Annotated in this window: 19 protein-coding genes, 3 tRNA genes and 2 other RNA genes; 13 read left to right on the top strand and 11 right to left on the bottom strand. The window is 62.0% G+C overall.

The window, feature by feature from the left end; all coding sequences use genetic code 11:
• Positions 1-161: 161 nt before the first annotated feature.
• Positions 162-623, bottom strand: a complete 462-nt coding sequence (gene bcp / locus HPY64_15645; GenBank protein NPV68575.1) for a thioredoxin-dependent thiol peroxidase — start codon at positions 621-623, stop codon at positions 162-164.
• A gap of 72 nt (positions 624-695) precedes the next feature.
• Positions 696-2,405 carry a molybdopterin-dependent oxidoreductase gene (locus HPY64_15650; protein NPV68576.1) on the bottom strand — a complete coding sequence of 570 codons (1,710 nt, stop codon included), beginning with the start codon at positions 2,403-2,405 and terminating at the stop codon, positions 696-698.
• A gap of 144 nt (positions 2,406-2,549) precedes the next feature.
• On the opposite strand from HPY64_15650, the gene HPY64_15655 reads away from it, so the two are divergent.
• Positions 2,550-2,621 (top strand) — tRNA-Gln (locus HPY64_15655).
• Positions 2,622-2,676: 55 nt separating this feature from the next.
• Here the strand turns inward: HPY64_15655 and HPY64_15660 are convergent.
• Complete coding sequence (locus HPY64_15660) at positions 2,677-4,836, bottom strand: hypothetical protein (GenBank protein NPV68577.1); 2,160 nt, start codon at positions 4,834-4,836, stop codon at positions 2,677-2,679.
• A 170-nt stretch (positions 4,837-5,006) separates the two neighbouring features.
• Here HPY64_15660 and HPY64_15665 point away from each other — a divergent pair, with 170 nt between their 5' ends.
• Positions 5,007-5,690, top strand: coding sequence for a DUF4870 domain-containing protein (locus HPY64_15665; GenBank protein ID NPV68578.1), 684 nt, complete (start codon positions 5,007-5,009; stop codon positions 5,688-5,690).
• 63 nt (positions 5,691-5,753) lie between these two features.
• Here HPY64_15665 and ssrA read toward each other — a convergent pair.
• Positions 5,754-6,144: a transfer-messenger RNA gene (gene ssrA, locus HPY64_15670) on the bottom strand.
• Positions 6,145-6,253: 109 nt separating this feature from the next.
• Between ssrA and proB the strand changes: the two genes are divergently transcribed.
• Positions 6,254-7,372 carry a glutamate 5-kinase gene (gene proB, locus HPY64_15675; GenBank protein NPV68579.1) on the top strand — a complete coding sequence of 373 codons (1,119 nt, stop codon included), beginning with the start codon at positions 6,254-6,256 and terminating at the stop codon, positions 7,370-7,372.
• Between the two features lie 58 nt (positions 7,373-7,430).
• Positions 7,431-8,681, top strand: coding sequence for a glutamate-5-semialdehyde dehydrogenase (locus tag HPY64_15680; GenBank protein NPV68580.1), 1,251 nt, complete (start codon positions 7,431-7,433; stop codon positions 8,679-8,681).
• Between the two features lie 56 nt (positions 8,682-8,737).
• Here HPY64_15680 and ssrS read toward each other — a convergent pair.
• Positions 8,738-8,913, bottom strand: a non-coding RNA gene (ssrS, locus tag HPY64_15685) — 6S RNA.
• A gap of 62 nt (positions 8,914-8,975) precedes the next feature.
• A complete protein-coding gene (locus HPY64_15690) occupies positions 8,976-9,977 on the bottom strand; it encodes a hydrogenase expression/formation protein (protein NPV68581.1) in 1,002 nt (333 codons plus the stop codon).
• 256 nt (positions 9,978-10,233) lie between these two features.
• On the opposite strand from HPY64_15690, the gene HPY64_15695 reads away from it, so the two are divergent.
• From HPY64_15695 to HPY64_15715, 5 genes are all read left to right on the top strand, one after another.
• On the top strand, positions 10,234-10,689 hold the full coding sequence (locus tag HPY64_15695; protein ID NPV68582.1) for an Hsp20/alpha crystallin family protein: 456 nt from the start codon (positions 10,234-10,236) through the stop codon (positions 10,687-10,689).
• Between the two features lie 92 nt (positions 10,690-10,781).
• Positions 10,782-13,232, top strand: a complete 2,451-nt coding sequence (gene lon, locus HPY64_15700) for an endopeptidase La (GenBank protein NPV68583.1) — start codon at positions 10,782-10,784, stop codon at positions 13,230-13,232.
• 72 nt (positions 13,233-13,304) lie between these two features.
• Positions 13,305-13,655, top strand: coding sequence for a response regulator (locus HPY64_15705; GenBank protein NPV68584.1), 351 nt, complete (start codon positions 13,305-13,307; stop codon positions 13,653-13,655).
• Positions 13,656-13,768: 113 nt separating this feature from the next.
• A complete protein-coding gene (locus HPY64_15710; protein NPV68585.1) occupies positions 13,769-15,490 on the top strand; it encodes a transcriptional regulator in 1,722 nt (573 codons plus the stop codon).
• A gap of 99 nt (positions 15,491-15,589) precedes the next feature.
• The gene (locus HPY64_15715) at positions 15,590-16,114 is read left to right on the top strand and encodes a MogA/MoaB family molybdenum cofactor biosynthesis protein (protein NPV68586.1); all 525 of its coding nucleotides are present in this window, start codon (positions 15,590-15,592) and stop codon (positions 16,112-16,114) included.
• Between the two features lie 21 nt (positions 16,115-16,135).
• On the opposite strand, the gene HPY64_15720 is transcribed toward HPY64_15715, so the two are convergent.
• Positions 16,136-18,718, bottom strand: coding sequence for a tetratricopeptide repeat protein (locus tag HPY64_15720; protein ID NPV68587.1), 2,583 nt, complete (start codon positions 18,716-18,718; stop codon positions 16,136-16,138).
• Between the two features lie 373 nt (positions 18,719-19,091).
• On the opposite strand from HPY64_15720, the gene HPY64_15725 reads away from it, so the two are divergent.
• Entirely contained in the window at positions 19,092-19,844 is a 753-nt protein-coding gene (locus tag HPY64_15725; protein ID NPV68588.1) for a class I SAM-dependent methyltransferase, read from the top strand.
• A 59-nt stretch (positions 19,845-19,903) separates the two neighbouring features.
• Here HPY64_15725 and HPY64_15730 read toward each other — a convergent pair whose 3' ends face one another.
• The gene (locus HPY64_15730; protein ID NPV68589.1) at positions 19,904-21,664 is read right to left on the bottom strand and encodes a hypothetical protein; all 1,761 of its coding nucleotides are present in this window, start codon (positions 21,662-21,664) and stop codon (positions 19,904-19,906) included.
• Positions 21,665-21,771: 107 nt separating this feature from the next.
• On the bottom strand, positions 21,772-22,311 hold the full coding sequence (locus HPY64_15735; protein ID NPV68590.1) for a dehydratase: 540 nt from the start codon (positions 22,309-22,311) through the stop codon (positions 21,772-21,774).
• A gap of 232 nt (positions 22,312-22,543) precedes the next feature.
• On the opposite strand from HPY64_15735, the gene HPY64_15740 reads away from it, so the two are divergent.
• Positions 22,544-23,059 (top strand): peptidylprolyl isomerase, encoded by a 516-nt coding sequence (locus HPY64_15740; protein ID NPV68591.1) that lies wholly within the window; start codon positions 22,544-22,546, stop codon positions 23,057-23,059.
• A 184-nt stretch (positions 23,060-23,243) separates the two neighbouring features.
• On the opposite strand, the gene HPY64_15745 is transcribed toward HPY64_15740, so the two are convergent.
• Positions 23,244-23,317: transfer RNA gene (locus HPY64_15745), tRNA-Val, on the bottom strand.
• A gap of 154 nt (positions 23,318-23,471) precedes the next feature.
• Between HPY64_15745 and HPY64_15750 the strand changes: the two genes are divergently transcribed.
• Both HPY64_15750 and HPY64_15755 read left to right on the top strand, forming a co-directional pair.
• Positions 23,472-23,543, top strand: a tRNA-Met gene (locus HPY64_15750).
• Positions 23,544-23,673: 130 nt separating this feature from the next.
• Positions 23,674-24,327, top strand: a complete 654-nt coding sequence (locus HPY64_15755; protein ID NPV68592.1) for a response regulator transcription factor — start codon at positions 23,674-23,676, stop codon at positions 24,325-24,327.
• Between the two features lie 91 nt (positions 24,328-24,418).
• On the opposite strand, the gene HPY64_15760 is transcribed toward HPY64_15755, so the two are convergent.
• Positions 24,419-24,754 carry a DUF971 domain-containing protein gene (locus HPY64_15760; GenBank protein NPV68593.1) on the bottom strand — a complete coding sequence of 112 codons (336 nt, stop codon included), beginning with the start codon at positions 24,752-24,754 and terminating at the stop codon, positions 24,419-24,421.
• Between the last annotated feature and the right edge of the window lie 7 nt (positions 24,755-24,761).

Genomic DNA, 24,761 nt, shown 5'->3' on the forward strand with positions numbered 1-24,761 from the left:
CCGGAATGCACTGGTCCCGCCCAGGTGTGGAGCGGATGCTTGTCCTGCGTTCTGCAGTCTTGAGCCACGACTTCGATGACCTCTGGACTGCCGCGGCTTGACCCTGCCCCCAATCTGGAATGCACCCCGATTTGCGTCGCTGCTGCCGGGCACAGACCGCTCTATGCTCCGATCAGAAATTTGACCGCTCGCTCGACGCTCTTCTCCGGGCTGACGTTGATCTGAGCGTCAACGATGGTTCCCGTCTCATCGATCACCCAGTGGGAGCGAATCACTCCCATGTACTTCTTGCCATACATTGACTTCTCGCCCCAGGCGCCCCAGGCCTCCAGCACCTGATGGTCGGGATCAGACACCAGATCATACGGCAGATTCTCCGCTTCTTTCCACTTGCGCAGCGCTGCGGGCTCGTCCGGGCTGATGCCCAAGACGGTTGCATTGACGCCCTCAAAGCGCGGGAAGTTGTCGCGCAGACCGCAGGCCTGGGTGGTACATCCGCTGGTACCGGCTTTGGGATAAGCAAAGAGAATCACCTTCTTGCCCCGGTAATCGCTCAACCGGACGACCTTCCCATCCTGATTCTTCAGCGCAAAGTCAGGCGCTTTTTCACCAACTGCTGGCATCTCTACACCCCTTCCGTAGTAACGATCTGCATGCAATAAGAATGCCTGCGGGTACTACTTTCCGTCAGCGGGCTACTCCAGCGTCGCCGATCGGCTGTGAATGCCGGTCGCACCGCTTGGACGGGGGCCGCGTGGCTCTGACTCCTGCATCACGCCATCACCATCATAGGCCCGCACCGCAAAAATATGTTGCCCCTCCTGAAACGGCCAGTCATAACGCCAGATCACCCATGTGGTCTCGGACAGCGGCGCCCGCACCCGGGCCTCCTCCCAGGGGCCATCATCCACCCGCACCTCCACGCGGGAGATACCGCGCGCGCCGGCGTGAGCGATCCCGCCAACAGGCACCAGCAGACGGCCGCCTTCCTCGATCAGGGCCCGGGCAGCGATCGTATCAATCACCGCCGTCGTCTGCATCCGGGCCACCTCGTCCCAGCCCCGGCGCACCCAGTAGCCTTCCTCATAATCGGCCACCACCTGGATTGCGGTGATCCACTTGGGCTGTTTCATCCCGTAAAGATCAGGAATGTAGATGCGCAGCGGGAAGCCATGTTCAACAGTTAGTGGCTGGCTATCCCAGGCATAGCACAGCATGATGCGTGCATCAGCCCGGATCAGATCGAGTGCGACCGTCTCATCGAAGCCATCCGCCGCCGTGATCCTCAGGTAAGCCGCCTCCGGCAACGGACGCGCTTCCGCCAGGATGTCCTGCAGGCTGGCCCCGGTCCACAGAGTGGTGCCGATCAGGTCACCCCCCACAGGGTTAGAGATGCATGACAGGGTGACATACTGCTCCCGAAGCGGGTAACGGGTGCGCAAATCGTCCAGCGTCAGCCTCAAGGGCTGCGCCACCAGGCCATCCACAGGTAATACCCACCCCTCCGCGCTAACACTGGGGGGGATCAGGTTGATGTCAATCCGGTAGTGCTGATCCAGCGGGGTGTACTCCGGACGTGTGCCAGGGGCAGGTTGCAGTGGGTCTCCGGCGTTAGGCAGATTGGCGGGCAGGGCGGGCTGCCTGTCGCCTCCTGTCGTCACCTGTGCTGGCTGCGGGCCTGATTGCTCGCTCTTCAACAACGTTCCCAGCCCGGCGCCAACCACGGTGATCACAGCGGCAGTACCGCCCACCCGCAGCAGAAACTGGCGGCGGTTGATCAGACCGGTCTCAACAGGTGGACCGAGCCTGAGTTCGCTCCCCGCCGGGTCAGATGGCGCAGCGCTGATCACCGGTAGCTCCACCGCCACAGCCTGTGTCGGGCGCAGACGAGCGTGCACCTGCCCGATCGCCCCGCCCCACCCCACAGACACTGCCAGCAACCACATCACGCTGATCGCCAGAGTAGCGGTTGCTGTTTGATTGACACCGAGATACAGGGCGATCATCAGCGCACCGGCAACCATCCCGGCGGCCAGACCCAGCCGGATGGATAGACTGCCCTTCAGGCGGCCCTGCAACGCAAAGAGCAGCGCCCCGGCGGCCAGACCCAGCCCCAAAAAGAGCGCCACTGCCAGCGTTTGTTCCAGGGCTTTGGCCGTAGCAGAAGTCTCCCCCAGGTTCAGGCCGGCGATCACGCCGACAAGCGCATCAATCCCGGCAGTGACCACATTCCCCGGCAAAATGCGAGCCAGCCAGTCAAAAGCGTCAAACGGCGGAAAAGGCAAGCCGAACGCGCTGGCGCCAAGATACTGTAAGGCGATCGTCGGCGCTGTCACCAGTACTCCAATCAGCGCGCCCATCGCCGCTGAGGGTTCAGAGCCGCCAGCCTGTCGCTCATGTTTCATATCCGGTTCCCCACTGAATTTTTCTCATTACAACAATCGTAAATCAAAGAAACCCACTACGCCATGAGAAATGGATTAATCGCGTCCACGTGGCCGATCCGATCTGGTGAGGCCAGTCTCCCTGTGGTACAATTTGGCCAGCTTTGGGGAGTGGCCAAGCGGCAAGGCAACGGTCTTTGGAACCGTGTACCGTAGGTTCGAATCCTACCTCCCCAGCTATGATCAGGCCCCGCCGGGTGCGGGGCCTGCCTGTTTCTGCGCTGCCATTAGTTCACGATGCTGCTTCGACCAGGACGCGCACCATCTCCCCAGCCTGTGGTTCCAGGGTGACTCGCGCCGTCAGACCGTCCTCTGCCTGCCGGAAGAGCGCCCTGCCCTCCGACCAGGCGCTGTCGATCTTGAAACCGGCATGCCTCAGTACTTCTTCCAGCCAGGTTTCAGCGCCATGCCGTGGCGGTGAGATGACAGCCTCCACCCGCGATCCATTATCGAGTGTCAGTAGCCGGTCGCGCAGGGCGCGCCGTGACGGCCAGCCCGGATCAGGATGGTAGACCCGGTACTCGAAGCCATTCATGGGGATGACTTCGGCTGGTGAGTAGGCTTGCATCATCGTGTACAGCACAGGGTCCGGGTAGAACAGCGCCCGCAGGATCAGCACATTGAACGCCTGATCCTCAATCATCGTCACCAGTGCCGAAGGGTCGTACAGACCGTTGTTGTACAGGTTAAGAAGCTGTGTCGGGTTGCCGACCACATCCTTGCCGGCCAGCCAGCTGAAGGCGGCATCCTCGCTCAACGCAGGCCGATCGCCCTCCGCGGAGATGGCAACCAGCCGCCAGCCGTTCTCAACATCCGTCGGAGTCGGAATCTGGCCCAGTACAGCATAGCCCACCGTCCACCCCGCCGAGTCATAGTAGGCGAAATCAGTGTTGGGGGTAACGCCCAGTGTTCTGGCGAGGGGGCCAAACAGCGCCCCTTCCGTCGGCATGTGGAACACGGCTGCCGCGTACAACAGGTAGGAAACGGGCATCATAAGGCGCAGCCCGGCCTGTGCCAGCGGCGCGCGCGCAAACAGCACCCGGATCGGGTTCAGCAGCCGCGCCAGGTAGTTATCCGGCCAGTGCCAGCCACCGCGCAGCGTCCGGGCGGCAAAGATGCCACTCAGGATGCAGGTTGCAGCAATGGCCGTAGCAAAGTAGCTATCCCCCGCCCCCCATTTGCCTGCTGACGTGGTGCTCAGGACTGCTGTGCCAAACCAGATGGTGTACAGGCTAACCCGGTCAAAATACAGCTCATAGATGGCGAGCAACCCGGCCAGGATCAGCAACGCGCCATGCAAGCCGAACCACTGGCGGAAGAGACCGGGGAACTGCCCCGGTACAAACTGGTTCACGTTGGCGGTGATAATGTTCAGCCACCACTGGCCACCCGTCGCCCGGTCGATCAGCAGGAAGATACTACCCGCCACCAGCGCCAGTAGCAGCCCCCATCCTGCAGCGTGGCGCGGATTGGCCAGGAACAGAAACACGAACACAGCCGCCACGGTTACCACAGCCAGTTGCTTGGTGTAACCTGCCGCCAGAAGCAGTAGCAGGCCGATGATCAGCCGCCGACGACGCGCCCGACCTTCCAGCGCATGGACGTTGGCCAGCGCCACCACCGCCAAAGTCTCAAACATCACCATGAACAGATGCTGACGGAACAACGGCCCGACATGGTAGATGGTATTGGATGCCAGAAAGGCCAGCCCGGCAATCACGGCTATCACCCTCTGGCGTTCGGCACGGTAGACCGCATAGCCAATGGCGCTTGCCGTCACCAGCGTGCCCAGGAAGCCGAGCAGCCGTCCGTACCAGTAAGCGGGACCGAACAGCCAGACGAACGGTGCCGCCAGCACATGAAAGAGCGGCGGGTAGTTGGAGGAATAGAACGGGTAGACCTCGGTATCCTGGTATGGCCAGCGGAACTGGCTGAACAGGATGGTGTCCACCAGTTCAAAACCCTCGCCCTGATCGTAATCGAACGGGAACTGAAAGAGGTTGACGGCGTAGACGACATAAACGCCGAAGTAGAAGAGCATGACCGCCAGAGTGATCAACAACAAAACCCGCGTGATCCGTCCCGGCGAGGCACCCTCCCGCACAATGGATGGCTCCTCCTGGGGCAAAAGGGTCACCGGCTCGCGGCCCAGGGGGATCAGAGTCAGCCCCACGACAGCCAGTACACCACCCACCAGCAGGGCCAGGCGCTGCATCGGCCCAAATCCGGCCTGGCGGTCCGGTGGCAGCACATCCAGCCCAAGACTGTGCAGCCAGTCAGCAACCGGATCCAGCGCCAGCAGCCCGATCACCGCCACCAGGCCGACCACCAGCATGATCCAGCCCAGATCACGTTTGGTCAGGTGAAAGTCGTCACGCATCAGAGTCAGCATAGGCAGATACTCCCCGCTTGGCACGGGGCAAGTATACTCGCTGGCCGCCCGCGCTGCATGGCCGACCCAGCCGGAGCCAGGAGGTCGCATGCAACCTTCTCAGGCCCGGCGCGTAAGAATCACTGAGACCTGGACTTACAGGACACGGCAACCACTTTCAGGAGTCAGTTATGAGCGAGCGTCAAACCCTCCCGGAGCAGCCAGATATGTCATCCACTGAGCTGCCTGGCGACAGCATTCGCATCCGCGTTGAACCGGCAGACTTCCCGGCCAGCGCCAGCCGCAAACGCAAGCGCTCGGCAACACTGGCGCAGGAAATCTCCCAGAAGCTGCTGTACGACATCGACTGGCAACCGCACAGTATCCCGGTTGATACGCTGACCGAGGATGAACGTCTGTGGGCGGCGCTGGCGCACGCCAGCTTTCTGATCACCGTGCTGGCCGGGATCGCCACCGGCGGCCTGGCCGGGTTGGCGATGATCTTTGCGCCACTGCTGATCTATGTGGGCTTCCGCGATCGTTCGCGGTTTGTCGCCTATCATGCGCTACAGGCTTTCGCCGCCCAGCTGATGGGCACGATTGGCTGGATCACCCTGCTGACCATCGGCTCACTGATCTTCGCCGTAGCCATCACGCTGGCCGCCGTCGCCAGCATCATCCTGATCGGCATCCCGTTTGTGGTGCTGTTCGGGTTGCTTTACGTGGTCTTTGTCCTGACCATGCTGGTACTGCCGCTGGTCATCATCATTCTGTCCATCGCTGGCGCGGTCAACACCTACAACGGGCGCGACTTCCGCTACCCGGTGATCGCTGCCTGGATCGAGCGCCAGATGGAAGGTGATACGATCCTCTAGCTTCCGGGTGGCGACACGTGAGAACAAACCAGGCGGCTCCAATGATGGGCCGCCTGGTTGTTCAGGTGGAGATGCCGGGAATCGAACCCGGGTCCGAAGAGGACGAAACCGCACGTCTACAAGCTTAGTTGGCCTTTTGGTTCTCGCCGTCGGTAGCCCCGGCCAACAGGGTACACCTCAGGCCCAGCCGATAACTCTTAGCGCCCACGTATCGGCGTCACAGGCGAGCACTCCGGCTTTGGTGACGCCCGCCAGTCTCCCCGACCGGAGACGGGAAGGGCGGACGGATTACCGTATCAGGTAATCAGCTATGCTAGGGACCGCTTAAGCGGCCATAGCCATAGCGGGTGCGTAAGTGCGGTTGGCACTTAATGGGTTGCGCCAGATTTACGAGTTAGCGCCGCTCGGCTTGCAGTACGGCCACTATCGCTCCCCGTCGAAACCTGTCATCCCCTTTTCAAGGTACGCGTTTGTATTATACCATACTCCGCGATTCCGCTATACTTAAATTCTACTCAAATCAATCGCCCGCATACATACCAGCCAGCAGGTACAGCCCACCCATGACACCCAGCCCCCCGCAGACCATCATCATCAAAGTCGGCACCAGCACCCTTAGCGGCGGATCCAGGCGACTCTCCCGCCCGGCCATCCTGGAGCTAGTCCGCCAGATGGTGTTGCTGTGGCGGGAAGGACATCGCATCGTCTTTGTCAGCTCCGGCGCCATCGCTGCCGGGCGGGAAGCGCTCAACTATCCCAACCTGCCCAACCATTTGCCAGCCAAACAGATGCTGGCGGCCATCGGCCAGAGTCACCTGATGGGCATCTACAGCACCATGTTTGGCCTGTACGATGTACGCATCGGTCAGGTGCTTCTGACCAACGATGATTTCAGCCACCGGACACGCTACCTCAACGCTCGCAATACCCTCAGCACGCTCCTCGACTACCGGATCGTGCCGGTAGTCAACGAGAACGATACTGTGGCTGTGCAGGAGATCAAGTTCGGCGACAACGACAATCTATCCGCCCATATTGCCGCCCTGCTGGACGCCGATCTGCTTATCCTGCTGACCGACAAAGACGGTCTCTATGATCACGACCCCGGTCTCTACCCCGATGCCCGCCTGATCAGGGAGGTGCGGACCATCGACGATAACCTCTGGCGGCTGGCCGGTGGCACACTTAAGACGCAGGGTATGGGCACCGGCGGGATGATCACCAAGCTTCAGGCCGCACAGCTGGCCACCCGCAGCGGCACCCGAACCATCATCGCCAACGGTCATACGCCGGACGTCCTGCTACGGCTGCTGGCCGGTGAACCACTCGGCACAACCTTCTTCCCCGCCACTGAACATCTGGAGAGTCGCAAGCGCTGGCTGCTGGCGGAACGGCCCCAGGGCATCCTGCAGATCGATCCGGGCGCAGCCCGCGCCCTGAGTGAAGGCCGGGCCAGCCTGCTGCCGGTGGGCATCCAGACTGTGCGCGGCGACTTTGAGCGCGGCGACGTGGTAATCGTCGCGGACGCTACTGGCAAGCCCCTGGCCAAAGGGCTGAGTAACTACACCAGCAAGGAACTGGCCAGCCTGTGCGGTCGCCGCTCCAGGGACATTATCCAGGTCCTCGGTTACACCTACGGCGATGAGGCTATCCACCGCGACAACCTGATCCTCATCGAGTGACATTCCGCTCGCAATCATCGCAGCTGGACATCCTGTTCCGGGAGGACAACCCATGACCATCGACATGCAGGCGCTCGGACAACAGGCCAGAGCCGCGGCGCGCATCCTGCGCAGCCAGCCCACCACCGCCAAAAATGCCGCCCTGCTGGCCATCGCTGACGCTATTGACAGCCATCAGGCGGCCATCCTGGCAGCCAACGCCGCCGATGTCACTGCCGGCCAGCTAGCCGGTCTCAGCCCGGCCATGATCGACCGGCTGAATCTGGCGGGACGGCTGGCCGGAATCACCGCCGATGTCCGCCGTGTGGCTGAATTACCTGATCCGGTCGGCGTAGAGTTCGACGCGCACACCCTGCCCAATGGCCTGCAGGTCAGGAAGCGCCGGGTGCCCATTGGCGTGCTGGGCGTAATTTACGAATCGCGCCCTAATGTGACGGTGGACGTCGCTGCTCTGGCGCTTAAGACCGGCAACGCGGTCATTCTGCGCGGCGGCTCGGAGACGCTGCGTAGCAATACCGCGCTGGTCGATGTGATCCAGGACGCTGTAGCGGGGGCTGGTTTACCAGCTGATGCCGTCCAGCTGATTCGCGATCCCGACCGGCGCTATGTCACCGAACTCCTTCGCCTGAGCGACTATGTCGACATGATCATCCCGCGCGGCGGCAACCATTTGCATCAGCTTTGCCGCGAGCAGAGCACCATCCCGGTGATCACCGGCGGGATTGGCATCTGCCATCTGTATGTGGACGAGACAGCCGATCTGGCCGCCGCGATAAACGTCATTCACAATGCCAAAGTGCAGCGTCCCACCGTCTGCAACGCCCTGGATACCCTGCTCGTTCAGCGCAATATCGCCGACCAGTTCATCCCTGCGGTTGTGGATCGGCTGACCAGAGATGGCGTGACGTTCCGGGTAGACGCGGAGGCTGCTGCGCTACTGGCTGGACGGGAACAGGTAACCCTGGCCGGGCCGGACGACTGGGATACCGAATGGCTGGCCCTGATCCTGGGCATCCGTATTGTTCCCGATCTGGAGGCGGCTATTGCCCACATCCAGGCCCACAGCACCGGTCATTCTGACGGCATCCTGACCACCGACCCGGCAGCGATGGCGCGTTTCCTCAATGAGGTCGACTCAGCGGCTGTGTATGTTAATGCGTCAACCCGCTTCACTGATGGTGGACAGTTAGGGCTTGGCGCGGAGATCGCTATCAGTACACAGAAGCTGCATGCGCGCGGGCCAATGGGGCTGGAGGAATTGACCACCTACAAGTGGATCATCGTTGGGGAAAATCACATCCGGCCGTAGGCGCAGGTGGAAGCAAAAACCCCTTCAGGTCACCCCTGAAGAGGCTTCGCCAGCAAAGGATACCCGCCATGCCGTGTGCTGCCCGTTTTGAACCTGCTTTCGCAGGTGGGTGCCTACCAGAAGCCTCAGCCTTGGCCGTAGCCTAACGCTTCAGTCTCTGGAAAATGAACACCCTTCTTTAAGAGTGTTGGCTCAAAACCTGGGTGCGGCATCACGCGCACGGCAGGCGAGTTCTTTTATACCACGTCTGGCCTGCTCTGTAAAGGCTAACCGTGCCCAGCACCCCGGCGAAACTCAGTCAAATAGCCGGGCGATCTCATCCCGCGCCGGGCGCGGCAGAGCCACCCCCCGGTGGAGCACAGCCGCTGGTCCCGCCGCCACCTGCCCTAGCCGGAAAACTGGAATTCCCGCCTTTTGCAGCGCCGCCCGTACCCCGGCTTCCGCCTCCGGGCGGACCGTCAGCAGCAATGCCCCGGAAGCAATCGCCCCCAGCGGATCAAGACCGTAAAGCGCGCACAGCCGCGCCCCTTCTTGACACAGCGGCCACGTCTCAACATCCAGGTGGAGTGCCCTGCCGCTGGCCTCGGCCACTTCCCACAGCGCGGTGGCCAGCCCGCCTTCGGTGGGATCGTGCATACTGGTGACCCCCCCTGCGGTGCAGGCGGCCTGCGCGTCCGGCACCACGCTGATGCCCGGCCTGGTCAGGTACTCTGCAGCCCGATCCACCAGAGCCGGATCGAGCCGCTGGAGTAGTTCGGCGCGTTTCTCGCGGGCAATGATCGCCGTCGCCTCGATCGGGATGCCTTTCGTCAACAGGATCACATCGCCGATCTGTGCGCCGCCGGTCGTGACCAGCCGATCCTTCTCCACCTCGCCGAGCATGAACCCGGCCACAATAGGACGCTCCAGACCATAGGTGATTTCGGTATGGCCACCAATCAGGGTGATACCCAGCGCAGCGCAGGCCGAGGTGATCTGCGTGAAGATACGCTCTGCCAGCGCCCGGTCGGCTTGCCCACCCGGTAGCAGCACGGTAGCCATAAACCAGCGGGGTATTGCGCCGGTTGTTGCCAGATCGTTGGCGTTCACCTGCACGGCATACCAGCCGATCGCGTCGGTCGCAAACGTGATCGGATCGGTCTTGGCCACCAGGTATCGCTCGCCCATATCGATGACGGCGGCATCCTCGCCAATCCGTGGGCCTACCACCACCCGCGGGTCGGTGGGTAGTCGGCTCAGCAAATCGGCCAGGAGGTCAGCAGGCAGTTTCCCCAGTGGCAGCATGTGATCGCTCATCTCTGTCAGCTTCCATTTGCCAGCAGTCGCAGGTCCCGCCAGTAAGCGCAATTTGCACTCCTGGCCGGCAGGCGCTATTCTAGCAGGGCCGCCTATCAGCGCCCACCGTGATCTTCCCCCTGGTCCTCCGAAAGCGATTTCTGCTCAATCCGATAGATTAGGCCATGATTCTTTGCTAACGCTCATTGAGCGCATTTGTCGGCTGTGGTAGAATGCTAAAAATAAAGACTTGCGAGAGATTTGCGTGAGTTGTCGCATGGCCAACAGAATCACGGATAACAAGCAAGACAGGGAGCTGGCTCGCGAGGGGGAAACGACCACTAGTAGCCGCACTATCTGGCACCAAATTGTGGTACGCCATTCGTCCGTCTGGCACCCACCAACCGATGTTTACCGCACCGAAGACAGGCTGATCGTGTTGATCGAGATTGCCGGCATGCGCGAGCATGACTTTCAGGTTGTGCTCCAGAATCGTCTACTGACGGTCAGCGGCGTGCGGCATCATCTTGGCGGTCTGGAAGATGTGGCCTATCACCAGATGGAAATCGAGCGTGGGGCTTTCCGCACCGAGATTCACCTGCCTTGGAACGTCGACCGGTCACAGGTCAACGCGACATACCAGGACGGCCTGTTACGCATCGAGCTTCCGCGTGCCCTGTCCACAGCCATCCATGTGCTCAGTATCACGCACAATTCATCCGACGAAGCGTAGTGTAAGCCATGATTCGTAAAAAGAAATCGTCAGCCACGGATGACCAGGTGATCACCCCATCATCCGAAAACGTCAGCAGCGATCAGCAACCTATTGACATCAAAGAAGAACAGTCTGAAGAATCCTCTGACGAACTGAACCTGCCGGAAACCTTGCCCATCCTGCCCCTGCGCGGCGTGGTCATGTATCCCTACACAGCCATTCCGCTGACGGTCGGGCAGCCGCGCTCCATCCGCCTCATCGATGATGTCGCCAGCAAGGAACGCCTGATCGGCCTGGTCGCCGCCCACGATCCCGAAAACGAACAACCTGGCCCCGGCGAGATCTACGACATCGGCACCGTGGCCATGGTTCACCGCCTGTTCCGCGCGCCCGATGGTACCATCCGCCTGCTGGTGCAGGGGCTGGCTCGCATCAAGATTGAGGAATACGTCGCTACCGAGCCATATCTGGTTGCCAGGGTCAGCCGCTACCCTGAACAGGTCGAGAAGACCCTGGAGGTGGAGGCGTTGACCCGCAACGTGGTCGACCAGTTCTCTCACCTGGCGGAACTGGTGCCCAGCATCCCGGCGGAACTGATCTCCTCCACGCTAAACATGGATGATCCGCTGCAGATCGCTTACGCCATCGCGACCTACATCCGGATCAACCTGGAGGAAAGCCAGCAGCTCCTGGAAATCGACGATATCGCTACCAAGCTGCGTCGCCTGATGGCCATCCTGAACAAGGAACTGGAAGTGCTGGAACTGGGCCGGCAGATCCAGTCTCAGGCCCAGTCGGAGATGGAGAAGGTTCAGCGGGAATACTTCCTACGCGAACAACTGAAAGCCATCCAGCATGAACTGGGCGAGGCCGACGAGCAGCAGGTGGAGATCGAGGAATTCCGCCGCAAGATCCAGGAAGCGGGGATGACCGAGGAGGCTGAGAAGGAGGCTCGCCGTGAACTGGATCGGATGGCCAAGCTGCCCACCGCCGCAGCTGAGTACGGCGTCATCCGCACTTATCTGGACTGGCTGGTGAGCCTGCCCTGGAGCAAGCGCACGGAAGATAACCTGGATATCGCCCACGCCCGCGAAGTCCTTGACGCCGACCACTATGGCCTGGAGGATATCAAGGAGCGCATTCTGGAGTTCCTGGCGGTGCGCAAGCTGCGTGCTGAGCGGGCGGATGAGCTAAAGCCGGATGTGACGGACTATGTCCGTCGCGAGCGCGAAGGGGCCATCCTGTGCTTTGTTGGCCCGCCTGGCGTCGGCAAGACCTCGCTTGGCTCGTCCATCGCGCGGGCTATGGGCCGCAAGTTCGTCCGCATGAGCCTGGGCGGCATCCGCGACGAGGCCGAAATCCGGGGGTTCCGCCGCACCTACATCGGCGCCATGCCGGGGCGGATCATCCAGACTCTGCGCCGCGTGGAAAGCCGCAACCCGGTGATGATGCTGGACGAGATCGACAAGCTGGGGCACGACTTCCGCGGAGACCCGGCCTCGGCCTTGCTGGAGGTGCTCGACCCGGAGCAGAATCACGAGTTCCGCGACCACTATATCGACGTGGCCTTTGACCTCTCGGAAGTGCTGTTCATCACCACAGCCAATGAGCTGGAGCCGATCCCGCCGCCCCTGCGTGACCGGATGGAGATCATCACCCTGAACGGCTATACCGAGCAGGAAAAAGTCCAGATCGCTCTGCAGTACCTGGTCCCCCGCCAGATTCGGGAGAATGGGCTGCGCCCGGAGGAGATTCGCTTCACCGAAGAAGCCCTCAGCGAGCTGATCAACAACTACACACGGGAGGCCGGAGTCCGCGATCTTGAGCGGCAGATCGGCCAGGTTGCCCGCAAGATCGCTACCCGCGTCGCCGAGAAAGCGGAAGGCGACGGCGCCGGTCCGTATGTCATCGAGAAAGAGACCATTCGGGAGTTGATCGGCAAGCCGCGCTTCAGTTACCAGACGGAAATTGAGGACCGCACCAACCAGCCTGGCGTGGCCACCGGCCTGGCTTACACGCCGATGGGCGGCGATATTCTGTTCGTTGAAGCCGCCGCTATGCCGGGCAACAAGGGCTTCCAGTTGACCGGTCAGCTGGGCAGCGTGATGCAGGAAAGCGCTCATGCGGCATTCAGCTACATCCGCTCACGTGCGGAGCAACTGGGCGTCCCACCCAGGTATTTCGAGGAACATGACATCCACCTGCATGTACCGGCTGGTGCGGTGCCCAAAGATGGCCCGTCAGCGGGTGTGACCATGGCCACGGCGCTGGCCTCACTGCTGACCGGGCGTCCGGTACGGCCCAATGTCGCCATGACCGGCGAGATCACCCTGCGCGGCAAGGTATTGCCGGTGGGTGGCATCAAGGCCAAAGTTTTGGCCGCCCATCGCAGTCGGCTCGACACCGTTATCCTTCCTCGCCGCAACGAGCAGGACCTGGAGGAACTCCCGGAAAGCGTGCGCCAGTCCCTGAATTTCATCCTGGTCGGGACGATCGACGAGGTGCTGGAGGCTGCTTTGATGCCTGAGCCTGAAGTCAGTCCGGAAGCTGAACCGGCCTGACGCAGGGTCGGGTGAGCATGGTTTTTGTTCTGCCCTGGTGGCCGGGCGCAAAAAAACGCAGGAGAAGGCGCTTTGCCCAAGATCATGATCGTCGATGATGACCGGACGACCGTCATGCTGTTGCAGACTTTGCTCAGTATGGACGGGTTTGATGTCTGTGTGGCGGCCCGCGGCAAAGACGTGCTGGAGCGTGCCCACCAGGAACATCCGGATATCTTTCTGATCGACTATCACCTGGCCGACGTCGAAGGGCCGGAAGTTGTCCGCAACCTGCGGCAGGACCCGGATTTCGCCACCACGCCGATCGTGGTCGCATCCGGCATGAATGTGGAACGGGAAGCGGTTGAGGCTGGCGCTTCCTTGTTCCTGATCAAACCGCTTGAACCCGCAAATCTGGCCCAGATTCTGACCAGCCTGCTCTGAGCCAGTACCCCAAAACCTTCTATGAATACAACATCAACACTAACAAGTGAAAAAGCAATGGAGAGGGCCTAGTGGCCGCAAGAAAGAACCCAAGCAAAATGCAGTGGTTCCGTATGGACCTGCATATTCACACCCCCGCCTCGGCGGACTATCAGGATGCCGGAGTTACCCACCTTGACATCCTGCGCAAAGCTGAAGCCAGAGAACTGGACATCATCGCCTTCACCGACCATAACACGGTCGGCGGTTACCGGGCGATGATAGATGAGATCGAGAAACTGACCTTCTTGGAGTCCCTTAAACGGGCCACGCCGGAGGAACAACGCCGCCTGAGCGAATACCGCCGCCTGATGGACAAGATTCTGGTACTGCCCGGCTTTGAGTTCACGGCGACCTTCGGCTTTCACATCCTGGGCATCTTTTCCCCCGATACAACCACCCGCGAACTGGAGCATATTTTACTCAGCCTCAATGTCCCACCGGATACGCTGGACAATGGCTCATCGGTGGTGGGCGCGTCCGCCGACGTGCTGACCGCTTATCGCGTGATCCATGCGGCGGGCGGAATCGTCATCGCCGCTCACGCCAACTCCAGCCACGGCGTTGCCATGCGTGGCTTTGACTTTGGCGGGCAGACCAAGATCGCTTATACCCAGGATGCTCACCTGCACGCCCTCGAAGTCACCGACCTGGAGCGACGCGGGCGCGGCACTACCCAGCATTTCTTTGATGGCAGCAAGCCGGAATACCCCCGTCGGATGCGCTGCATCCAGGGGTCAGACGCCCACCGACTGAACGCCGAGACCGGCAGCGGGCGCAACCAGAACCTCGGCGTTGGCGACCGCATGACTGAGGTATTGTTGCCTGAACGGACCTTTGAGGCGCTGCGGGAGATGTTCGAGGGCAATGACTTTGCCCGGACCCGCCCCTATGCTGTCAACCGCAAACCGTTCGACTTCATTCAGGCTGCCAGGGAGCAAGGCCCCAGCATTGTCCAGGCCTTTTACGACAAGGCAACCCGTCGCGGCGGGATGCTGTATGAGATCGTGGCGGACGTGTGCGCCATGGCCAATACCAACGGCGGTACCATTTATATCGGCGCCAGCCCCGACCCCACCCAGCCACTAGCCGGCGTCCAGCAGGCCGCCAAGACTATCGAAATGATCACTACCGAGCTGGAGCAGCGCCTGACACCGCCGCTGAAAGTCGAGATCGACACCCAGCATTCCCAGGGCAAAACGGTCATCCGCATCCAGGTCCCCCGTGGCGATGACCCGCCTTACGCCATCGACGACAACAAAATCTACGTCCGCGACGAGGCGGAGACCACGCTGGCCGTACGTGACGAAATCGTTCGGCTGGTGCAGGGCAGCTTGGCCTCCCAGCAACAGCCCGCCTCTACCGGCCCCACCTCCGCGACACCGGTTGCCCCTGAGCCAGAACCTGCCCAGATGGAACAACCGCCCGCCCCAGCAGAAGTGCAGGACATTGACGCGCCCAAGACAGGCGTGGAGATCATCGGCTCCGAACAGCGCAAGGGCAAGCTCTACCACATGATGCGCGACCTGCGCAACGGTAACATTGTCAACAACGTTACCCGCACGTCAGCACGCCGGTTATGGCACTACGCCATCACTGAAAAGGAAAAGAACCCGGTCGACCCGGCCAAGGTGACCTGGCGCAACAAGTACGGGCTGATCAAACGCCACCGACGCGGCGAAACCGTTCGCTATGATCTGGCGCTCAAGACGCCGGAAGGTATGCGCGTTTTCTACGGCGTCACCGAGGACGGTATGCACGGCCCGTGGCAGGTCTTCCTGGAAGACGAGGAATAAAGCTCGTCAGCGACACCCGGAATCGCACGGCGGGGCGCTGCCAGCACGGCAGGCCCCGCTTTCGCCCCGGCGGTTGAGCAGCTAGCGGAGCAGCGACTCATGCGTATTGGCATCCTGACTGTCAGCGATCGTAGCGCGCGCGGCGAGCGTCCTGACGCCGCCGCCCCTCTAATCGCCGCTCTCCTGACCGAGTCGTTCCCCGGCTGCCAGATCGCCCGCACGGCAATTGTGCCAGACGAGCGCGATCAAATCAGCGCTTGCCTGATCGCGTGGAGCGATGAGGATGGGGTCGACGTTATCTTCACGACCGGTGGAACCGGCTTCGCCCCGCGGGATGTCACCCCGGAAGCTACGCGCAGCGTCATCGAACGGGAAGCCCCCGGTCTGGCCGAAGCGATGCGTGCTGCCGGACTACGGCAGACACCCCATGCCATGCTCAGCCGCGGAATCTGTGGTTTGCGCGGGCGCACCCTGATCGTGAACCTGCCGGGTAGCCCCGGAGCGGTACGGGACAGTCTGGCGGTCATCCAGCCCGTACTGCCTCATGCCATCGCCCTGCTGCGCGACGCGCCTGACACCGAAGCCGGTCATACGTTGCCAGCGCAACCTGATCCGGGTTCCTGAACAGTACCCGCACCTTCACGGTCAGACGCTGCCATCCGCCAGAATCGATTCCGCCGCCGCCCAGCTGGCCAGGCTCATCGGCACCGGCGCTTGAGGGATAGCGGATTGGCGCAGCCGCTGCAGACGTTTCTGGGCGCGGTTGAGCCAGCGGTCGCGCTCCGGATCGCCGTCCAGGGTCTGTGCTTCCTGTAACAGAGCAACTGCCAGCGCCACATACGACACATCATCCATGAGCAAACGGCCCAGCACGTCCAGGTATCGAACCTGCCAGTCGCTGCGTCCCGTCTGGTAAGCCAGGTCAAGTGCCGAGGCGTAGTACCGCACCATGGCATCGCGGTCTTCGCGAGCCTGCGCGATGTACCCCAGGTTAGCCAGTTGGCGCTCTTGCTCTTCAACGTTGCCCAGGCTTCGCGCCATTTGCAGCGCCTGCAGATGGCGTTGCTCGGCCTGCCGCCACTCACCCAGGTGGCCGTAAGCCATGCCTAGGATGCCCAGCACCCGTTCCTGGTACTCCTGCCGCCCGGTCTGCTCGAAGATCAGCAGCGCTTCGTTCAACATGTTCACAGCGCGGCCATATTCCCCGCGATCCATGTACGTTGCGCCCAGCTTGGTCTGCACTACCCCCAGGCTAACCTGGTCGCCCGCTGCCCGCAGCCGTCCAATGGCGCGCGCATAAGCGTCCGCAGCCTCATTCAGGTCGCCCACTTCCAGCCGGATATCGCCCAGCAACGCCAGCACATATCCCAGCCGCCCCGGCTCGTTGCGCTGTTGCAGGAGGTTCTCCGCGCGGACGGCGCAGGTCAGCGCATCCTCCAGGTTGCCGGTTTCCAGATTCAGCCGTGCCAGCGCCTCCAGCGTTTGCAACACCAGTTCCTCATCATCCAGCCGCTCAGCCAGTGACAGGGCTTCCCGGTAGGCGTCAATAGCGCGCTCCGCCAGCCCGGCCTCTTCCCAGGATTGTCCAACCGACATCAGCAGGCCGAGCAATTCCCGATCGTTGCCTGCGCGCCGCGCCGCGTCACAGGCCTGTAGCAGCCCTTCCAGCGTGGCACTCCCGGCAGCCTCACCGCGCACCGCTTCTTCCAAAGGAGCAGGTGCATGCTCAACAACGGTGGCGGCCTCCTCCTCAGTGCCTAGGATGGGTTCAGGCACGCTCGATGGCGCCGCGGTGATCTGCTCTACCGCCGTAGCGGGTTCTGGTGCGATGATCTCCTGCTCAGTAGGCGGCTCCCAGGCTCCCTCATCGTAGAAAGCCGGTGCAGCTTCCTCCGTGATGACCGGCTCAGACGGCACAGTTGTCTCGATCGCTGGCTCAGTTACCGGCTCCTCAGCGGTGGACACCGGCGCAGGTGGCGGCGCTACAGGCTCAAGCTCCTCAGCTTCGGGTTGCAACTGGCCCAGCTGTCCATATAGTGTGTGAATCTCAAACCCGTAGGCTCCCGTGCTCCCGAAGGCTGTTTCCAGAACATCGGCCAGGCGCGCCAGGATATCCTCATCACCCCGCTGCCAGACCTCATCTGCCAGCGCCAGGAGGTTCGGCATCTCCGCCAGCAGGCGCATTCGCGCTTCCGGATCGTCGCGCCGGTTGGCTGCTGCATGGGTGAGCAGCGCGGCTTCAACATGCGCCTGAACCGTCTCCAGGTGTCCGGCGCCCTGCAGAATCCCCCGCGCAAAGCGGGCAACAGACTCATGCATCGCGTAGCACAGGCCTGCCGGAGCAGGCAGGCGGTAGACCAGACCGCGCACAGCCAGCGACTCCAGAACGGAGGAAAACGTCTCCCCGGGGGCGGGCTGCAGACGCTCCAGCAACCAGGAGGAGGCCCGGCCGGCAGGAGTTGCGCCGATGGTCAACACAATCCCCCGCAGCGCTTCCGGCAGCTGGCGATAGATCGCGCCCAGCACCTTTAGCGCGGGATCAGGCGCCGCCGGGTCCAGCGCGCCAAGCAGGTCTGCCGGAGTCTGCTGGCTCACGGCAAGATGCCGCCCCGCCAGCACCAGGGCCAGCGGTACGCCTTCCAGGGCGCGGCACAATTGCTCGCAGCCTTCCACTTTCTCGCGGCGTGCCGCATGCAACAGTAGCGCCATCCCGTCAGTGTCACCCAGCCTGTCCACCCGGAAAGGCAGCCAGGGGCCTGATGCCGCCTGCTCAGCCGTCCAGATCAGGGGCACACCGGCGGCCAGCCGACGCACAAAATCGCGGGCGGTTTCCTGCGTCAGCGGGCCATCCAGCACCAGCAGCGGCCGGTCATGCTGCTGAAGCAGAGCCGCCACGCGGTCAACCAGCGCAAGCGGATTGGCGCTTTCCGTGATTTCTCGCTCACCATACGCCCGGCCCAGGCGCACAACGAGTTGCTCCAGCGAATCATCCGCTACCCGCCACCACAGCACACCGGCCGGAAAAGTTGTAAACGCGGCGGCAATCGTCGCTGCCAGCGCGGACTTCCCGATGCCCGGCGCGCCATACACGAGCACAGGCGCGCCCACCCGAACCTGGGCGAAAATCTGGCCCAGTTCACGGTCGCGGCCAATGATCTTCGGCGGGGGGGCTACCGGCAGTTGTTTCGGCTCATGAATCGGCGCTTCGGGCGGGGTAAAGATTGCCATGGTCCTGATCCATCCGGCGGAAAAGGCGCAATCATGTTCTCTACTATGCGCAGTATAGCAGATTGGCTCCTTTCCGGAAAAAGCCTGCCCGCGCCCGGATCACGGGTACATGCGGAAGCCATTGGCGAACAGCCCACAACACAGGGGGAATAGGGAATGGGCAGCAGGCAATAAAGAGATCAGAGGAAACGGCTGTCTGTTATTGTTGCCGGCGCCCCAGCCGCTCCAACCCAGCCTATCGGTATCAAGGTTCAGACGTGCAACCTGCCGATGTGCAGGTACAATAGACGCGCCTGACGCTGCTCAGACGCAGCGCCGCCAGTACATCCTGCCACCTGAGCAATCTATCCGGTTGCCCGCGAGGTCAATGCTGATGACTGAACTCTACGATACCACCCGCCAGACCTGGGAAGATATCTGGGAAGGCGCTAGCGTACAAGTGGAACTGGAGACGCTCCGCTACAGCCGCGCCCGGCAGACCATTGCCCGTTACGAGCGCTACCTTGACCGGAATGGGGTCATCCTGGAGGCAGGCTGCGGCCTGGCTTCTGTGGTGATTTACCTCCGTGATAAGGGATTCCGCGTCATCGGCCTGGATTACGCCGCCAATGCCCTGCGTAAAGCGCACGCTTTTGACTCCACCCTGCCGCTCTGCGCTGGCGATGTTCACGCCTTGCCCTATGCTTCCGGCTCCCTGGCCGCCTACCTGTCGTTTGGTGTACTTGAACATTTCCCGCACGGCATGGGGCCAGCCCTGAGGGAAGCAGCACGCGTCCTCAGGCCAGGCGGCATCCTCGTGCTGACCATCCCCTACCCCAACCTGGTCTGGAAACTCAGCCAGTTCCGTCGACGGTTACAGGGCGCCAGCCGTCTGAACCAGGAAGATTTCTACGAAAGCACGTATACCCAGCACGATCTGGTCCGAGAGGCCCAGGCAGCCGATTTTGATGTTCTGGAGGTTACGCCCACCAGCCACGCCTTCACGCTGTGGGGGCTGGGCGGCCCGTTCCGCGCTCCAGGCTACTACCGGACTTCGCCCCTGGCTGACCGGCTTGGTAGCCTGCTGGCCAGGCTGGCCCCCTGGAGCTTCAGCTTCAGCACCCTGCTCATCGGCCGCCGACGCTAAGACAGGCTGCTGGCAACAAAAAGGGCCTCCGCGCCGGGAGGCCCCTGATCAACCGCTGCCTAATCCGCTGGACAACTCGTCAATTCGACCACCACGTCGCGCAGCACCCACCCATCGCGGTAGATCCGGTTGTCAAACCGCACACGAGCGTAATACCAGACCAGCCCATCAGCGCTGCGTGCCGTGTCCAGAACCGTCATGACCGTCCGCCGGGGCAAGGCAAGCAAGACCGGCGCGTTAAGGGCCGGATTCAGACGCATGTTCACACCATCCGGATTGTCCACAAACACCCAGCACAGGATCGGAGTTGGCGTCGGTGTCGGGGTCGCCGTAGCTGTAGCGGTCGCCGTGGCCGTCGGCGTTGCTGAGGGGGTATCCGACGGTGTCACCGAGGACGTTGCTGTGGAGGTATGCGTCGCCGTCGGTATCGTCGTTGGCGTAGCCGTTGGCGATGCCGTGGCTGTAGGCGTATAGCTGGGCGTCACTGTGGGCGTTGCTGTTGCTGTCCACGAGGGTGTCGGCGTTACCGTCGGCGTCACGGTGGGCGTTGTTGAAGCTGTTGGCGATGGCGTGGCTGTTGATGTTGCGGAAGGGGTCAGGCTGGGGGTGTGGGTGGGACTGGGTGTGATGGTCGGCGTTGCCGTTGGCTGTAACAGCGTAGCCAGCAGAGCCTCCTGCGCCACAAGGGTCGATTCCAGCCCGGTGATCCGCCCGGTCAACTGCCGGGCGCTCAGAGTCGCCTGAACCTGCGCCCGGCGCACCGTTGCATCAGCAGCCACAGCGCCCTGCGTTGCCTGGGCGGCCAGCGCCCCATACGCCGCTGCCGCAGTAGACTGCTGCATGGCCAGGGCTTCCAGATACTGCGCCCGCTCCGCTTCCAGTTGAGCCACCGCTGCCGCCGCCGATTGCGTTGCCTGTGCGGCCAGCGCCTCGTATTGAGAGACAGCGGTCGCCTGTAGAAAAGCCTGCGCCGTCGCGTTCAGGACGCGCTCGGCTTCCAGCCGGGTTGCCACCGTCGCAGCAGACTGCGTAGCCTGCGCCGCCAGCGCGTCGCGCGCGGCGGCAGCCGTCGCCAGGTTTGCTGCTGAAGCGGTTGCCTGGCGGGCCTGCGCTGTCATAGCCTGAGCGACCGCCGTAGCGGCAGCCTGTTGAGTGGCCAGGGCCGCGGCCTGCACGGAGTCCAACTCTGCCTGCGCAGTGACGGCAGCAGCGGTAGCTGTCGCCATTGTGTCCTGCCGCCCGGCCTGCGCCGTGCTCACATTCCAGGCCTGGGCGGTAACCGTACCCGCCCACACCGCCACCTGGGTCGTGTACCCCTGAGCCGCCAGTGTGCCCGCCAGTTGCCAGCCGCTGATCTCGGTCGCAGCGATCCGCGCCGCTGTGGTCGCCGTGGCAGCAATAACCTCCCGCCGGGCAACGGCCGTCGCCAGGTCATAGCCGCGTGCATCCAGCGTCGCCGCCTGTACCGCCAGGTCCGTCGCCGCCACGGCCTCCGCCGCGGCTACCTGGTTAGCCCGGAGTGTAGCTTCAATGGCATGCACGGTCGCCGCGGCCTCTGTGGCAGCGTTCTGTACGGCTCCGGCCTGCCTGGTGGCGTCCGCACCCGCCAGAGCGGTCGCACTGGCAGCAGCCCTGATCGGCCAGGCGGTCAGAGTTGCACGGGCCTGCCCCGCCCAGTCTTCGGCTGCGGCCAGATTGCTGGCCTGGTCAGCGATCACACCAGCCTGAGCCGTCAAAGTAACGGGGATGGTGTTGTCAGTGCATCCGGCAGCCAGTACCAGGAGCGCCAGGACTGGCACCACGACCCATTTCGCCGGCATAGTCACGCTAATCCATCGTGGAGAGCACGCCCAATCACATAACCATCCTCACTGTATTCTCAATTCAGCCAAAACACAAAGGGATTCATCCCTGTTCTAACGCGACTCTAACCGTTCCCTGACGCCGGGTTACCGCTTATGTCTGTTCTGGCCGTTTCCTCCGGACGGCTGCGCACCAGTACGACCCATTCGCCCTTCTGGGCAACCGTGCCATCCTGCTTGACCACCTTGACGGCCAGCACAACCTTGCCGCCACCCAGCCGCGGCAGGCGCTTGAGATCGATGATCTGGACCTCGCAATGGATCGTATCACCGATGAAGATCGGTGCGCTGTACTTCCAGTCGAGACTCAGGAAAGCCATCACCGTCTCGTCCATGAAACCGGCCTGATACGTTAACCCAATCGCAATGCTGAAAACCAGGGCGCCATGAGCGATGCGCCGCCCGAATTCTGTCTTGCTGGCAAATTCGGCGTCGGTATGCAGCGGGTTGTAATCCCCCGAAAGCCCGGCAAAGTTCACTACATCCGTCTCGGTGATCGTCCGCCCTTTGGTGGAAACCGACCAGCCGATCTCAAGCTCCTCAAAATAAAGTCCTCTGGCCACGGTGGATACCTCCCTGTCTGGGCACAAAAACACACGGGCCATTCTAGACTGGCAGCCACAGGCGGTCAAACGCGCTGATCCCGATCTCAGTTGGCTGTTGTATGAGCATTTTCTTGCTGCCGCGCTGCGCCCTCAGCAGTCTCCCGTCCTTCTGGCATCCCGGTCTCCTGGATTCCAGTTCCACTCGTTTATGGCTGGTTTGCAGCAGCCCGGCCAGGAAAGCAGTACAATCCTCCTGCACCCAATATCCCTTCCCTGTGCAAGGAGATTCTGCATGGCCAAGACCTACAATGCGCCACCACCGATGACGATCGATCCAACCAGGCGCTACACCGCTATCTTTCACACCGAAAAAGGGGACTTCAAAGTAGCGCTTTTTGCAGACAAAGCGCCCAGGACAGTCAACAATTTCGTCTTTCTGGCACGCGAAGGCTTTTACGACAATACCACCTTTCACCGGGTGATCAAAGACTTCATGGCCCAGGGAGGATGCCCGCTGGGGACAGGCACCGGCACCCCCGGCTACCGTTTCGACGACGAACCAGGCGCGCTCAAGCTCAAGCACGACCGTCCCGGCATCCTGAGCATGGCCAACGCCGGCCCCAATACTAACGGCAGCCAGTTCTTCATCACCCATGTGCCTACCCCCTGGCTGGATGGCAAACATGCCGTGTTCGGCCAGGTCATCGAGGGGTTCGACGAGGTGGTGATGCAAATCCGGCAGCGCGACCCCAGGCAGGACCCGATTGCCGGCGACCGCCTGTATTCGATTGAGATCATCGAGAGCTAAGTAGTCGCTTTCCCGGCCCCGCGAACAAAACGCCTGTCAGGCACAGTGCAACGGTGATGCAGCCCCCGTGTTGCTGGCGGGGGCTGTTTTCGGACAGGCCCATACCCGCACGCGGATCGAGTACCGCGAACCCTTGCCAGGGAACAAAAAAGCGACCGCCATCAACCCTGGCAGTCGCGTCGTGTGGGGCGTAGAAGACTCGAACTTCTGACCTCTCGGATGTCAACCGAGTGCTCTAACCAACTGAGCCAACGCCCCTCAACTGACCGTCAGTATACCCGCGGCCAGGTCATTTGGCAAGGGCAGAATCGCCACAAACCGGCATTCCGCCCACCGGCTGGCCGAACCGATAGCCCGCGCCAAAACAACCATTGACAGCCCTCTGGCGCAGGAGTATACTTCCTGCCAATGATGCGGGGTAGAGCAGTGGCAGCTCGTCGGGCTCATAACCCGGAGGTCGCAGGTTCGAATCCTGCCCCCGCTACTCCACAGGCGCCTGACCGGCGCTTTTTTTGTTGTAGCTGCCTTACGGTATAATCAGACCAGCATTGTGCCTGGCAAGCCAGAAAGCGGCTTCACCGACTCGACCGCGTGGTTTTCTAGCGAGGACATTCATGTCAGAACAGCGTATCATGATCGTGGACGATCACGAGGTTGTCCGCCTGGGTCTCCGGGACCTGTTGACTCACAAGGGCGGTTTTGAAGTCGTCGCCGAGGCTCGTACCGCCAAAGAAGCGATCGAGAAAGCCGAGCTGCACCAGCCTGATGTGATCCTGATGGACATCCGGCTGCCGGGCGCCAGTGGTATTGAAGCCTGCGCAGCCATCAAGCAGAAGTACCCCCACATCAAGATCATCATGCTCACCTCGTACGAGGAAGACGAGATGCTGTTCTCCGCCCTGCGGGCTGGCGCGGAAACCTACCTGCTCAAGCAAATCGACGGCCAGAGCCTGATCCAGGCGATTGAAGCCGTGGGTCGCGATGAAGTGCTTCTCGATCCCAGCGTCACCAAACGCGTGCTGGATGAGGTACGCCGGGCCAAACGGCAGGAGGAAGCCGAAGCCTTTGCTGATCTGACCGCGCAGGAAATGCAGGTGCTCAACCTGGTTTCGGAGGGCAAGACCAACCGCGAGATTGCCCAGGCGTTATTCCTGGGGGAAGGCACCGTGCGCAATTACGTCAGCAACATTCTCAGTAAATTGAATGTCTCCAATCGTGCTGAGGCGGCGGCGTATGCGGTTCAGCACCACCTCAAGGACTATCTCTAGACCAGCCGGTACAGCGTGATCCTCTGATGGGGCAAAAAGGCAGCAGCCCGGCAGTCTGAGCCGGGCTGTTTGCTGTGCACCTGCAGCAGCTTCATGACCCGGATGAATCGGATGGACAGAGCCGGTAGAGATAGTCCCAGGTGTAAATCCCCGCCTGGTGGCCGTCATCCCAGAGGAACTGCAGCGCATAATTCCCCACCTGGTCTACCCGCTCGACCCGATACGACCGCGCAGGCTTCAGCGCAAGGATATCCTGCGGATCGTATGCCCGGCCCATAAAGGCGTGCCCGCCGCGACACTCCGCGCACGGGCATGCCTCGCGCAAGTTGCTCAGCGGATACACACACACGCGCCCATCACGCCAGGTGATCCGCAGTTCCCCGGCAGCGCGATCAAGATCAACGCGAGCTGGAAGTATCGCCATCATGCCCCCG

The sequence above is a fragment of the Anaerolineae bacterium genome (assembly GCA_013178165.1).
Lineage (GTDB): Bacteria > Chloroflexota > Anaerolineae > Aggregatilineales > Ch27 > Ch27.

Excerpts from the sequence above, each read along its gene's own strand:
- bcp (NPV68575.1), bottom strand. The coding sequence starts at position 623 with ATGCCAGCAGTTGGTGAAAAAGCGCCTGACTTTGCGCTGAAGAATCAG.
- HPY64_15650 (NPV68576.1), bottom strand. The coding sequence starts at position 2,405 with ATGAAACATGAGCGACAGGCTGGCGGCTCTGAACCCTCAGCGGCGATG.
- HPY64_15660 (NPV68577.1), bottom strand. The coding sequence starts at position 4,836 with ATGCTGACTCTGATGCGTGACGACTTTCACCTGACCAAACGTGATCTG.
- HPY64_15665 (NPV68578.1), top strand. The coding sequence starts at position 5,007 with ATGAGCGAGCGTCAAACCCTCCCGGAGCAGCCAGATATGTCATCCACT.
- proB (NPV68579.1), top strand. The coding sequence starts at position 6,254 with ATGACACCCAGCCCCCCGCAGACCATCATCATCAAAGTCGGCACCAGC.
- HPY64_15690 (NPV68581.1), bottom strand. The coding sequence starts at position 9,977 with ATGAGCGATCACATGCTGCCACTGGGGAAACTGCCTGCTGACCTCCTG.
- HPY64_15695 (NPV68582.1), top strand. The coding sequence starts at position 10,234 with ATGGCCAACAGAATCACGGATAACAAGCAAGACAGGGAGCTGGCTCGC.
- HPY64_15710 (NPV68585.1), top strand. The coding sequence starts at position 13,769 with ATGGACCTGCATATTCACACCCCCGCCTCGGCGGACTATCAGGATGCC.
- HPY64_15715 (NPV68586.1), top strand. The coding sequence starts at position 15,590 with ATGCGTATTGGCATCCTGACTGTCAGCGATCGTAGCGCGCGCGGCGAG.
- HPY64_15720 (NPV68587.1), bottom strand. The coding sequence starts at position 18,718 with ATGGCAATCTTTACCCCGCCCGAAGCGCCGATTCATGAGCCGAAACAA.
- HPY64_15725 (NPV68588.1), top strand. The coding sequence starts at position 19,092 with ATGACTGAACTCTACGATACCACCCGCCAGACCTGGGAAGATATCTGG.
- HPY64_15730 (NPV68589.1), bottom strand. The coding sequence starts at position 21,664 with ATGCCGGCGAAATGGGTCGTGGTGCCAGTCCTGGCGCTCCTGGTACTG.
- HPY64_15735 (NPV68590.1), bottom strand. The coding sequence starts at position 22,311 with ATGGCCCGTGTGTTTTTGTGCCCAGACAGGGAGGTATCCACCGTGGCC.
- HPY64_15740 (NPV68591.1), top strand. The coding sequence starts at position 22,544 with ATGGCCAAGACCTACAATGCGCCACCACCGATGACGATCGATCCAACC.
- HPY64_15755 (NPV68592.1), top strand. The coding sequence starts at position 23,674 with ATGTCAGAACAGCGTATCATGATCGTGGACGATCACGAGGTTGTCCGC.
- HPY64_15760 (NPV68593.1), bottom strand. The coding sequence starts at position 24,754 with ATGATGGCGATACTTCCAGCTCGCGTTGATCTTGATCGCGCTGCCGGG.